Source organism: Cycloclasticus pugetii PS-1 (genome assembly GCF_000384415.1).
In the GTDB taxonomy this organism is placed as follows: Bacteria; Pseudomonadota; Gammaproteobacteria; order Methylococcales; family Cycloclasticaceae; genus Cycloclasticus; species Cycloclasticus pugetii.
The window spans coordinates 2318824-2332189 of the sequence record NZ_ARVU01000001.1 but is presented as its reverse complement, the minus strand read 5'-3'; the positions used below and the strand labels follow the sequence as shown (position 1 = coordinate 2332189).

Sequence of the window (13366 nt, the reverse complement as noted above, 5' to 3'; positions counted from 1 at the left end):
AAATTTTAAATTAAGAATATTGAGGAACTGATATGAGCTCAGGTGTTATCGTTCAAATTATTGGCGCGGTTGTTGACGTGGAATTTCCACGTGATGCTATACCGAAAGTATATGACGCACTCCTTGTAAAGGAAGTGGGTTTAACACTAGAAGTACAACAGCAGATTGGCGACGGTGTTGTTCGTACCATTGCTATGGGTACAACAGACGGTGTTAAAAGGGGCTTAGATGTAACGAATACTGGTGAAGCAATTCAAGTACCAGTAGGAACTAAAACATTAGGTCGTATTATGAATGTTCTAGGTGAACCGATTGATGAAAAAGGACCAATTGGTGAAGAAGAACGCTGGGGTATTCACCGTACAGCGCCTTCTTATGAAGAACAGGCAGCATCAAATGATATTTTAGAAACAGGTATTAAAGTTATTGACTTAGTTTGCCCGTTTGCAAAAGGTGGTAAAGTTGGTTTGTTTGGTGGTGCTGGTGTTGGTAAAACCGTTAATATGATGGAGTTGACCCGTAACATCGCGATTGAACATAGCGGCTATTCAGTATTTGCTGGTGTGGGTGAACGTACTCGTGAAGGAAACGATTTTTATCATGAGATGACCGATTCAAACGTTATTGATAAAGTATCGTTAGTTTACGGACAGATGAATGAGCCTCCAGGAAACAGATTACGTGTTGCTTTAACAGGCTTAACGATGGCTGAGAAATTTCGTGCGGACGGCAGTGATGTTTTATTGTTTATTGATAACATTTATCGTTACACATTAGCTGGAACAGAAGTGTCTGCGCTATTGGGACGTATGCCTTCAGCGGTGGGTTATCAACCTAACCTTGCCGAAGAAATGGGTGTATTCCAAGAACGTATTACATCAACCCGTGAAGGTTCAATTACCTCCATTCAAGCGGTTTATGTTCCTGCGGATGATTTAACCGATCCATCGCCTGCAACGACATTTGCTCACTTGGATGCGACTGTTGTGTTATCACGTCAAATTGCTGAACTGGGTATTTACCCTGCTATTGACCCATTAGATTCTACAAGTCGTCAATTAGATCCATTAGTGATTGGTGAAGAGCACTATCAAGTGGCTCGTGATGTTCAAGGTACGTTGCAACGTTATAAAGAATTAAGAGATATTATTGCTATTCTGGGTATGGATGAGTTATCAGAAGAAGATAAATTATCGGTTGCTCGTGCACGTAAAATTCAACGTTTCTTATCACAACCATTCTTTGTGGCTGAGGTGTTTACAGGTTCGCCTGGTAAATACGTTTCACTTAAAGATACTATTGCAGGTTTTAAAGGTATTATTGCAGGTGATTACGATCATATTCCTGAGCAAGCATTCTATATGTCAGGAACGATTGACGAAGTGATTGAAAAACACGCTAAGCAAGCAGCTTAAATTAAGGGGCCAAAATGAGCATGACAATTCATGTCGACATTGTAAGTGCAGAAGCTTCCATTTTTTCTGGATTGGCTGAAATGGTTTTCGCTCCGGGTGAACTGGGTGAACTGGGTATTGCGCCACGGCATGCGCCACTTGTTACTCGACTTAAACCGGGTGAGGTTCGTGTGAATACTGGTAAAGTTGAGTTGGATTTCTTTATTTCAGGTGGTATTCTCGAGATTCAACCTCATCTAGTGACGGTTCTTGCTGATACAGCTGTTAGAGCGGATGACTTAGATGAAGCAAAAGCGTTGGCAGCCAAGAAACAAGCTGAAGAGGTATTAGCAAATAAAACATCTGATATTGATTTTGCTAAGGCTCAAGCAGAGTTAGCTGAAGCTGCAGCACAGTTACAGGCAATTAGCCGGTTAAGGAAAACACGTTAAGCTTGGTTTAAATAAGTTACTAAGAGAAGTTACCGTTTGTGTAGCAGATCGTTGGATATAAAAATAAAACCCGTCCATAGGCGGGTTTTTTTATACCTGTTAAACTAGGGCTTGATCTGGAAATATTATCAAAATGAATATAAAAACCATCGTATTAGCTGCGGGCAAAGGCACGCGGATGAAGTCGAATAAAGCAAAAGTGTTGCATCAAATTGGTGGAAAACCTATGTTACAGCACGTTATTGAGTCAGCTAGACCATTGAGCAGTGAGGTTGTTGTTGTTTATGGTCATAATGGCGAAGAGGTTAAAAAGAAACATTCGCAGTTTGATATTAATTGGGTTGAACAAACCGAACAATTGGGAACAGGCCATGCAGTCAAGCAGGCATCACATTACATAGCTGAAGACGATATTGTATTAATTTTATATGGCGATGTGCCATTAATTCACAGTTCTACACTGCATAAGTTGATTACACAGGTTAGTACTAAGTCTATGTCTTTATTAACGGTAACACTCAAAAACCCAATGGGTTACGGGCGAATCGTTAGAGAGGGTAATAAGGTTTGTAAGATAGTTGAGCAGAAAGATGCGACAGATGTTCAATTACAAATTAATGAGGTTAATACCGGCATTATGGCGGTTCACGGGAAGCATTTAGTAAACTGGTTGGGGAAATTAAATAATAGTAATGCTCAGGGAGAATATTACTTAACAGATATTATTGAAATGGCGGTTACTGAAGGTGTTAGCGTTAATACAGTACAGGCTTTAGATGAATTTGAAGTACAAGGTGTTAATTCAAAAATACAACTGAATGAACTTGAGAGATATTATCAACTGTGTAAGGCAAAAGCGTTGATGAACTTAGGTGCTACACTTGCAGATAAGTCGAGGATAGATGTCCGAGGTGAATTGACGTTAGCCGGTAATGACGTTTATATAGATATCAATAATGTTTTTATTGGGGCAGTTAGCTTAGGTAGTAATGTACATATTGGGCCAAATTGTGTGATTGAAAATGCGATTATTGCTGATAGTGTTGTCATTAAAGCTAATTCTGTATTAGAAAATTGTGTTGTCGGTGAAAATAGTACAATCGGCCCCTTTGCTCGACTTCGTCCTGGTGCAGAGCTGGCAAAAGGTGTGCATATCGGCAACTTTGTTGAAGTGAAAAAAGCAACTATTGATGAGGGATCAAAGGTAAACCACTTAAGTTATATTGGTGATGCTGAAGTTGGTAAATTCGTTAATGTTGGCGCCGGTACTATTACATGTAATTATGACGGTGTTAATAAACATAAAACCGCTATCAAAGATGGTGCATTTATTGGCTCTGGCACACAACTAGTTGCCCCGGTTACAGTAGAGGAAGGGGCTACTTTAGGTGCCGGAACAACATTGTCAAAAGATGCTCCCGCTAATTCCCTAACAGTGACTCGTGCAAAACAAATAACATTAAATGGCTGGAAGAAGCCGATGAAGGATTAAAAGGGCTTGTATGTGTGGAATAGTAGGAGCGGTATCACAACGAGATATCACGAATATTTTAGTAAAAGGCCTTCAAAGACTGGAGTACCGTGGCTATGACTCGGCCGGCGTTTGTATCGTTACGGATAATGATGAACTCGAAAGGCGCCGCACCGTAGGCAAGGTAAAAAACCTTGAAGAGTTAATTGAGGCTCAGCCTTTATCGGGCTTTTGCGGTATTGCTCATACCCGCTGGGCAACGCATGGTGTTCCTTCAGAAACTAATGCACACCCGCATATGTGTGGTGACGTTGCACTGGTGCATAATGGCATTATTGAAAATTATGAAGTATTACGTAAGCAGCAATTAGAAACAGGCCACCAATTCGATTCAGACACGGATACAGAAGTGATTGTTCATGCTGTGTCTGATGCATATAAAAAAACCAATGATTTGCTGACTTCAGTTCAAAAAACAGTTAAGTCATTAGAGGGCGCCTATGCATTGGGCGTTGTTGAAAAAGGTAATAATGATCATTTAATAGCAGTAAGAAAAGGCAGCCCCTTAGTGATTGGTATTGGCAATAACGAACATTTTATTGCCTCTGATGTTTTTGCTTTGTTGGGAGAAGCAGAGCACTTTATTTATTTAGAAGATGGTGATGTGGCAGACATTACTCATAAGGGTGTGACGATATACGATGCCAAGGGCCGGCAGGTTAAGCGCAAAATTAATAAAACAAAATTACAAGTTAATGATGCTGGTATAGGGGAGTATGACCACTACATGCAAAAAGAAATTTTTGAGCAGGCAGCGGTACTTAAACAAACCCTTGAAGGACGTATCGCAAATGGGCGATTATTATCAGATTGTTTTGGCAAAGATGCTGAGGAGGCGTTCAGAAGCATTGAAGAAGTCCAAATTGTGGCCTGTGGAACTAGTTTTCATGCAGGGCTGGTAGCAAAGTACTGGTTTGAATCAGTGGCTGGCCTACCTTGTCATATCGAAGTGGCGAGTGAGTTTAGATACAGGCCACATATTGTTATTAGGAAAACATTGTTTGTCACGATTTCACAGTCAGGAGAAACGGCGGATACTCTGGCTGCTCTCCAAGCCGCCTCGGATATTGGTTATGCACATACATTAACGATTTGTAATGTTCCTGAAAGTTCATTAGTTAGAGAATCCGAATGGGCATTGATGACGAAAGCAGGGCCAGAAATAGGTGTGGCATCAACAAAAGCATTTACCACACAATTAACAGCATTGTTGCTACTGGTTATAGCGTTGGGCAAGCACCATAAAATTGATGATAAAAAAGAGATAGAAATCGTCAGGCAATTAGAAGTATTACCAGAACAAGTGGCGGAAGTACTTCGTCTTGAGCCAGACATTATTGAGTTTGCAAAGCAGTTTAGTAATAAACACCATGCATTATTTTTGGGCCGTGGCGAGCAATACCCCGTTGCAATGGAAGGTGCCTTGAAGCTTAAAGAGATTTCTTATATCCATGCAGAAGCTTACCCAGCAGGTGAGTTAAAGCATGGGCCATTAGCACTTGTTGATGACCAAATGCCGGTTGTTGCTGTGGCGCCAAACAATGATTTATTAGAAAAGCTGAAGTCCAACCTGCAAGAAGTGCAGGCTAGAGGGGGCGAGTTGTTTGTTTTTGCTGATACACATGCAATATTTGAAGAGGTAAAGGGGTTAAAAATTATTCGAGTATCAGAGATTAATGAAATAGTTGCTCCCATTATTTATACGGTACCGCTGCAATTATTGGCCTACCATGTCGCGGTTATTAAAGGAACCGATGTCGACCAACCGCGTAACCTTGCCAAATCAGTAACGGTTGAATAAGGAGTAAATAAAATCATGTAGTTAGAAAAAATAAAATTGATCAGCGTCAATTTTTTGAGAAAAATTTCTAACAGCTGCTCGTTCAAGCCTGTATGCTTTTTACAACACCAACATATAAAGGTGTAGTAAAAATTAAACAGGGGGAGTTTCATGAAGAAATCGATTATAAAATCGAGTGCAGGTGTTGCGCTAAGCTCGGCGTTATTATTGTCTCAAATAGGCACAGCACACGCTTTTAGTTTTCATAAAGGTGAGTTAAGAGGTTCTTTTGATACGGATGTAACGTATGGTATTTCAATGCGTACAGAAGATGCCGATAGTGATAATTTCGGCGCGCATGGTAATAGAATTTTTAAAGATGCTGGCGATGTGTTCAGTAATTCTATCCGTGGATCTAGTACATTAAGCTTAGAGTATGGCGATTATGGCATGCTGGCGCGAGGTAATTATTTTTATGACTATGCGTATGATAATGAAGATTTAGCTGACCAAGCGCATGATAAATTAGCGCGTGATTTGTCACTAACTGACTTAATGTTTTATGGCTATTTTGGTGATAATGATCAAGTTAACATAAGGGTTGGTAAGCAGGTTATTAGCTGGGGTGAGAATACCTTTATTCAAGGCTCAATTAATGATATTAATACTGTTGACGTAAACAAACTAAGACAGCCTGGGCTTGCACTTAAGGATGCATTTATTGGTACAAATGCTGCTTATGTTTCATGGAATATTGATGACGAGTGGTCTATTGAATCTTTCTACCTTTTTGAATTTGACCAAGTTCAATTAGATCCAGCAGGCTCATACTTTACTACCCTCGATGCAGTAGGTGCAGGCGGTGGTTTTGATACGGCAGGTGATGGTGTTGTCGGCGGTGTGGCCACAGGTGCAGCTAACCTACCTTTTGGTGCGCCTTCTGGAGCCTGTATTTCGCCTGATCAATTAGATGATTGCGGTCTAGTAGGTGGTTCTTTAGTAAGAGTGGGTGATAAGTTTGCTGAAGGTGGTCAATATGGTTTGGCAATTCGTAAATTCTTTCCAGAAGTATTTGGTGGAACAGAGCTCGCGTTGTATTACCAAAGTCTTCATGACCATACACCGATGATCTCAACATTTTACGGAACCGGTCAATTCTTTTTAGAATACGTAGAGAATATTGAGCGTATTGGTATGTCATTTAATACCAATATTTCTGGCTGGGCGATAGGCGGTGAGTACCACGTAAGAAAAGATGCGCCGATACAAATGACTGGTGGGGTGCTATCAGGATTAGGAGCAGCAGGCCCATTTCCAGCAGGCTTAGGACTATGTGGTACTTGTGCGGTAGGTGACGAGGTAACTGGATATGACTTCGTTGATAGGCATCAAATGCAAATGACCTTCCAACGTATTTGGGGTGTTGGCTTTATGGATGCAGATGCTAATAGCACCTTACTAGAAGTTGCGTATGGCTGGGTTGATGATTTGCCAACCAAAAATGAGCCGATTGTTGGTGGTGCCTTTAGATCAGTGTTTAATCCTCAAGTGACTGAGAGCTTTTGGGGCTTCCAAATTAAGCAAAGTCTTACTTATGAAGCAGCATTGTTTAATGTCGCATCCGTTTCTCCTTTTATCGCATTTAAATACGATGTTGAAGGTGTTTCCAATGAAATTGTTCCCCTATTTGTTGATGACCGAAAAGCGTTAACAATTGGTGCTAACTTTGGATACGGCGGGGGAACATGGACGGGTGGTGTTAGTTGGACTATGTTCGATGGCGGAAATGGCATGCTAAATCAAGCGGGTAGTCGCTTAAACGGCCGTACGGATCGTGATTTCATACAAGCAAATATTAGTTACTCATTCTAAATATTGTTAATTAAAATAATTTAAGAGAGTTTAAGAGAGTTTAAGGAGATAGGATGAAATTTTTAACATCAAGAACTAAAAAAACCATAGGCATTGTGCTGTCAGCGGCATTATTGCCCGGCTTAGCGATGGCAAAGTTAACTGCCGAAGAAGAAGCTAAATTGGGCATTAATGATACTGAGTTAACCCCAATGGGGGCGGTGAGAGCCGGCAATGCTGAAGGTACAATTCCTGCATGGAATAGTGAACCGATGCCGATACCTGCTGGAGGAACTGTTGATAGTTTGGCAGATCCCTTTGCAGACGAAAAACCATTATTTACCATTACAGCTCAAAATTATACAGAGCACATGGATAAATTAACGGCTGGCCAAATTGGTTTATTTAAGCAATATCCTGACAGCTATAAAATGCATGTATACCCTACTCACCGTACAGGTGCATACGATAAATGGGTCTACGATGCAACCATGGCACAAGCAAAAAATGTTGAAATGTGTGATGAATATGCAACGGAATCAAAAGTTTGCTTAAAGAACAATATTGCTGGTGGCGGTATCCCGTTTCCGATTCCTAAATCAGGTGCAGAAGCAGCATATAACCACTTTTTTTCTTTCAAAGGGCTTGCAAATGACCGAATGATTAATGGTGCTTTAATCGATTCAAATGGAAACCGTACCGACGTGATTATTCGGCAGCGGACGATTTCTCCTTATTGGTTTTCAGCAGATTCAGAAATCAGAAGTGTTAAATGGTACAACCGTGATGGCATCGCTATGTTGTGTGACTCTTGGCAGGTTGAAAAACCACCGCGTTCATCAGGCTTAGTATTTGGTGGCTGTAACTATGTAAATGATTTTGATTTTCAAACTTATTTATATGTTCCAGGACAACGCCGTGTTCGTAAAGCACCGGAAATTGGTTTCCATGATAGCCCATCATTTGCGTCAGATGGTCAGCGAACAGTAGCCAGTCGTTGGATGCACTATTTTGGTGGTAAACATACCCGCTTTGATTATGCTAAACCTGTTAGAAAGGAAATATATGTTGCATACAACAATTACAAACTAGGTAATAAAGACTTGCCTTTTGATGAAATTTTTGGAGAAGAGCATATCAACCCAGAAGTTGTTCGATATGAGTTGCACCGTGTATGGGTTCTTGATTCGACATTAAAAGAAGGGCAGCGTCATCTTTATAAACGTCATACCGCTTATTTTGATGAAGATACTTGGTTAGGTGTCGCATTTGAAGCATATGATGCGAAAGATCGTTTATGGCGTGTGGGTGAGCAATACAATGCCTTCATTCCTGGACCAAATGTCGCAGGTCCATTAGGCGATATGCAAGTGGACTTGATTAATGGCCGATACACAACCTTCCCATACTGGCAGTACCAAGCAGGTAAAGAAATGGGCTTTGGTGGTCAGAAAGTGGTATCAAAAGAAGAAGATATTGGCTTCAACATTGACATTTTTACACCGCAAGGCTTAAGAAAGTTTGGCCGGAGATAAGAAGCGCAGCGTTGTTTTAAATGATTAGATTAGGACCGAGGCTAGACAGTTTAGCTTCGGTCTTTTTTTGAATTTTATAGGTAATAATTATGATGTTAAGAATTATTTTATGTCTAATGCTGTTGATGAGTGGTTCTGCGTTTGCGGAAACCCTTGCTAGACCAGCATTGGAGATGCCATTATCAACGAAAGCAATTTTCCTTGATTTAGATGTTAATGAAGATAAAGTTTTTGCCGTCGGAGAAAGAGGCATTATTTTAAGTTCGACTGATAGCGGAAAATCTTGGAAACAAATTAAGTCGCCAGTAGATGTGACGTTAACGGGGGTATCATTTTCCTCAAAAACAACGGGTTGGATTGTTGGCCATGAATCGACTATTTTGCAAACAACGGATGGCGGAGAAACTTGGGTTATAAAGCGTTATAAACCGGAAGAAGAACGGTTTTATATGTCGGTAAACTTTGTTAGCCCTCAGCAGGGTTATGTACTAGGCACAGATGGCGAGCTTTGGGTAACCGAAGATGCGGGAGAAACGTGGAAGTTGACGTTATTATCCGTAGAAGAATGGTATCAAAATCATCTCTTTGCGATCGAACAAATTATGGATACATCGCTGGTTGTTTCTGAACGTGGTGGAATTTTTTATTCAAAAGATAAATTTTCGAATTGGCAAGTTGTGCCTTCTCCTTATGAAGGCTCGTTTTTTGGTGTTAATAAATTAGCAAAGGATTTTGTGGTTTTTGGCATGAGTGGCAACTTATATTTGCTTGATTCTGAGACTTTAGAATGGAAAAAAATTAATAGTAAAACAGATCAGTTTTTATTGGGCTCAGCGATAACAGATGATGCTAAAAATCTTTTAGTCGTTGGACGTGGTGGGATTATTTTGGTGATTAATGGTCAAGGTGAATTGGTGAATACAGTAGAAAGTAAGAGCCGGGCCGACTACACCGCGCTAACTATTCACGGTGAGAATGTTTATTTATCATCAATGTCGGGCGGTATTGAAAAAATGTCAATCAGTGAATTAACAAAATCAGACAGGGGTGGTAAATAATGAGTATTAAACATGAATCAACCTTAGTGCATAATATTTCTGATTTTATGGCAGATGCTTTATTGAAGCATCGTTTATTATTCTTAACTCTTGGTCTATTGGTAACAGTATTTTTATCCTATCAAGGGTTCAATCAACAGTTGTCTCCAGGGTTTGATAAGGCTATCCCCTTGTCACACCCGTACATGAAAACCTTCACAAATTACCGTGATGAATTTGGTGGCGCAAACCGTATTACCATTTTTGTAGAGAATAAAGATGGTGAGATGTTTACGCCCGAGTTTTTTACCGTGTTGGAAGGCATCACGTCTGAAGTCTTAGTGATGGATGGTATTGACGCGCGGACCGTAACCTCATTGTTTACTCCAAACGTTAACTATGTCGCTGTTAGTGAAGAAGGGTTTACGGGCTCAAGAATCGTAGCCGCCGACTTTATTGCAACACCTGAACGTATTGAAGAGGTTAAAAGTAATCTTTTTAAGTCTTCTGAAATAGGTAAAACAGTTGCGAAGGATCTATCGGGCGCTTTGGTGATTGCCGATTTGGTCGAAGTTGATCCGATTACAAAGGAAAAAATTGACTATGAGTTGTTTGCTGAAAAATTAGACAAAATCAGAGCGACTTATGAAACAGAAGAAACCGCTATTCATATTATTGGTTTTGCGCCATTCATAGGCGATGTGATTGATGGTGCAGAAGGCGTAATTAGCTTTTTTGTTATTACATTAATCATTACCTTTATTTTGCTACACTTTTTTGCAGGCTCAATGAAACTGGCGCTGGCAGTGATTGCGACAGCATTGATTTCTGTCAGTTGGCAGCTGGGGTTGGTCAAAATATTAGGTTACGGTGTTGACCCTATGTCAATACTGGTTCCGTTTTTAATTCTAGCTATCGGCGTTAGTCATGCAATTCAAATGACCAATGTTTGGCGGATTGGCGTTGTTAATGGCGAAGATTCGGTCGGTGCGGCACGTCATGCTTTTTATAAGTTATTTATACCGGGTGCTACAGCACTAGTTTCAGATGCAGTAGGTTTTGGCGTTATTGTCTTGATTGATATTCCTATCATTAGAGAGCTTGGAATAATCGCTAGTATTGGGGTAGCGGTGATGCTGTTAACCAATAAAATCATGCTGCCTATTTTATTGTCGTATATTAAATTGACTGATAAGGAATTAAAAAGGGCTGAAGGAAGTATTAAAGGCGCTGACCATTCTTTTTGGGCAATGCTCTCAAAGTTAACAGATAGACGGTATGCAACAATTGTATTGGTGTTTGCCTTTGGCCTGAGTGTTTACACTTTATCAGTTCAAGATCAATTGATTGTCGGCGATGTTGAAGCAGGTGCACCGGAGTTCTGGCCAGATTCTCAATATAATTTGGATGCTAATGCGATACAGGAAAATTTTTCTGTCGGCTTGGATGAATTGGTGATCTTAGCAAAAGCCGATCAAAAAGGTTCGTGTGTTAATTTCAGTATTATGCAAACGATCGATGACTTTGTTTGGCAGATGCAAAATGTTGAAGGCGTGCAGTCTGTTAAGGCTCTGTCTCAAGTGATTCGTGAGCGTAATATTGGTAACTACGAAGCGAACCCTAAGTTTTTGGGTATCCCACGGAATGAGAAAATGATATCGGCTAATATCTACAGAGTAGAGATGTCTCAGGCATTATTTTCAAATGATTGTACGATTATGCCGGTAACAATTTATCTTACAGACCATCGAGCGCAAACATTAGACCGTGTAATGGATGCAGTCAAAAATTTCAGAGAGCTCAATACAAATGAGCATGTCGACTTTGTACCTGCGATGGGTAATGCAGGCATCATGGCGGCAACAAATGAAATTGTGGCTAAAGCGCAAGCTCGAATAGAACTTATTTTGTTTGCGGCAGTGGGTATTTTCTGCTTTGTAACATTTATGTCTATCAGAGCAACAATATGTATTGTTGTACCCTTGGCTCTAGTTGCTTATTTAGCAAACGTTGTCATGGTTTATTTAGGGATAGGTTTGAAAGTATCTACCTTGCCTGTATTAGCAATGGGTGTTGGCGTAGGGGTTGATTACGGCATCTATTTGTTCGCACGGATGAGGGCTCACATGACAATGGGAGAGTCGTTACAGAAATCGTATTATGAATCGTTAAAAGAGGTGGGAACAGGAGTTGTCTTTACATCAGTGACGATGACGATTGGTGTGGCAACTTGGTACTTCTCAGATCTTAAGTTTCAGGCAGATATGGGTATCTTGTTAGCGTATATGTTCTTCGTGAATATGTTGGGCGCTATTATTCTTATTCCGGCGCTGGCAAGTTTCATTTATCCGCTTAAAGACAGAGAAGGAACGGTGCAAGAAAGTAACTAAAAATGCTAGCGGCAGAAGGTTCTAAAGCCTTATTCTTCAATAGCTTAATAAAGGAGTATTCTTATGAGAAGTATGCTTGATCGTTTAAAGTGGCCTGCAGATGCAGGTTGTACGGCGGTGCCTTATTGGGTGTTTAATAATCAAGAAGTTTACGACCTTGAGCAGGAGAAAATTTATAATGGCCCAACGTGGAATTTTTTAGCCGCTGACGCAGAGTTGCCAGAAAAAGGTAGCTTCAAATCAACCTATATTGGTGATACCCCTGTTGTGGTTACCCGTGGGCAAGATAATGAAATCTATGCTTGGGTTAACCGTTGTGCTCACCGTGGCGCTGAGATTTGTCGAGAGCGTCACGGTAAGTCTGAAGATGGTGTTTACACCTGCGTATATCACCAATGGGCTTATGATGCGAAGGGTGACCTTCATGGGGTCCCCTTCCAGCGTGGACTCGCTGGCAAAGGTGGCATGCCAAAAGACTTTGATAAGAAAAAGCACGGTCTACGTAAGGTCCGTGTGGTTAATTACCATGGTGCGATTTTTGGTACCTTTAGTGATGATACGCCGGATATTGAAGAATATATGGGCGATGATGTTAGCTACCATATGCGTCGACTGCTAAATAAGCCGATAGAAATACTCGGTACAACTCGGCAATATATTAAAGGGAATTGGAAGTTCTACGCTGAAAATACCAAAGACCCTTATCATGCAAGTTTATTGCACCTCTTTCATGCAACTTTTGGGCTGTATCGATCGTCTCAACAAGGTGAATCAATCGTAAATAATAAAGTTCACTGCTTAATTTGGGTTAAGAGTTCAGAGGAAAAGAAAAGTGCTCTGGACGATGTTAAGAAAGAGAACCTTAGAACGATGCAGCAAGGAAATTATGCATTAGCAGATGAGTCTTTACTAGCAGGCCAGCAGGAGTTTGAAGACGGACATAGCTTGGATATATTATCGATGTTTCCTTCGTTAGTGCTGCAGCAAATTCAAAATACCCTAGCTTTTCGTCAGATCTTACCAAAAGGTAAGGATGAATTTGAGTTAGTCTGGACTTACTTTGGTTATAAAGACGACACTGAAGAGCTTAGAAATATTCGTTTAAAGCAATTTAACCTTATTGGACCTGCTGGACTTATCTCAATGGAAGATGGTGAATCAACAGAGCTATGTCAAAAAGCGATAGTTCGGGATGGGGAATACACTAGTGTGATAGAGATGGATGGTAAAGAGCCTGAAGGAGCAAAGCATCTAGTCACGGAAGGAATGATTCGTTCAATGTGGCAAGGGTATCGAGAGATGATGGGCTTTTAAGTATTGAATAAAATGAAGAGGTATGAATTCTAAAACAATAAAGCCCAGATGAAAGTCTGGGCTTTATTGTTTAATTAAACGA

General features: G+C 40.5%; 9 protein-coding genes. All 9 read left to right on the top strand.

All coding sequences use genetic code 11. The features are described 5' to 3' along the window. Positions 1 to 32 precede the first annotated feature (32 nt). The 9 genes from atpD to CYCPU_RS0111320 all read left to right on the top strand — a co-directional run bounded on the left by atpD (position 33) and on the right by CYCPU_RS0111320 (position 13284). Positions 33 to 1415: a F0F1 ATP synthase subunit beta gene (atpD, locus tag CYCPU_RS0111360; RefSeq protein ID WP_020162769.1), complete on the top strand. Its 1383-nt coding sequence runs from the start codon at positions 33 to 35 to the stop codon at positions 1413 to 1415. 14 nt (positions 1416 to 1429) lie between these two features. Then, a complete protein-coding gene (locus tag CYCPU_RS0111355; RefSeq protein ID WP_015007005.1) occupies positions 1430 to 1846 on the top strand; it encodes a F0F1 ATP synthase subunit epsilon in 417 nt (138 codons plus the stop codon). Between the two features lie 133 nt (positions 1847 to 1979). Beyond that, the gene (glmU, locus tag CYCPU_RS0111350) at positions 1980 to 3338 is read left to right on the top strand and encodes a bifunctional UDP-N-acetylglucosamine diphosphorylase/glucosamine-1-phosphate N-acetyltransferase GlmU (RefSeq protein ID WP_020162768.1); all 1359 of its coding nucleotides are present in this window, start codon (positions 1980 to 1982) and stop codon (positions 3336 to 3338) included. Positions 3339 to 3348: 10 nt separating this feature from the next. Beyond that, on the top strand, positions 3349 to 5178 hold the full coding sequence (gene glmS, locus CYCPU_RS0111345) for a glutamine--fructose-6-phosphate transaminase (isomerizing) (protein ID WP_020162767.1): 1830 nt from the start codon (positions 3349 to 3351) through the stop codon (positions 5176 to 5178). A gap of 150 nt (positions 5179 to 5328) precedes the next feature. After that, positions 5329 to 7029, top strand: a complete 1701-nt coding sequence (locus CYCPU_RS0111340; RefSeq protein ID WP_015007002.1) for a DUF1302 domain-containing protein — start codon at positions 5329 to 5331, stop codon at positions 7027 to 7029. A 53-nt stretch (positions 7030 to 7082) separates the two neighbouring features. Then, positions 7083 to 8543, top strand: a complete 1461-nt coding sequence (locus CYCPU_RS0111335; RefSeq protein ID WP_020162766.1) for a DUF1329 domain-containing protein — start codon at positions 7083 to 7085, stop codon at positions 8541 to 8543. 89 nt (positions 8544 to 8632) lie between these two features. Next, complete coding sequence (locus tag CYCPU_RS0111330) at positions 8633 to 9601, top strand: WD40/YVTN/BNR-like repeat-containing protein (protein WP_020162765.1); 969 nt, start codon at positions 8633 to 8635, stop codon at positions 9599 to 9601. Next, positions 9601 to 11970: an efflux RND transporter permease subunit gene (locus tag CYCPU_RS0111325; RefSeq protein ID WP_015006999.1), complete on the top strand. Its 2370-nt coding sequence runs from the start codon at positions 9601 to 9603 to the stop codon at positions 11968 to 11970. Before CYCPU_RS0111330 ends, CYCPU_RS0111325 begins: the two co-directional genes overlap by 1 nt. Positions 11971 to 12033: 63 nt before the next feature. Then, on the top strand, positions 12034 to 13284 hold the full coding sequence (locus tag CYCPU_RS0111320) for an aromatic ring-hydroxylating dioxygenase subunit alpha (RefSeq protein WP_020162764.1): 1251 nt from the start codon (positions 12034 to 12036) through the stop codon (positions 13282 to 13284). The last annotated feature ends 82 nt before the right edge of the window (positions 13285 to 13366 follow it).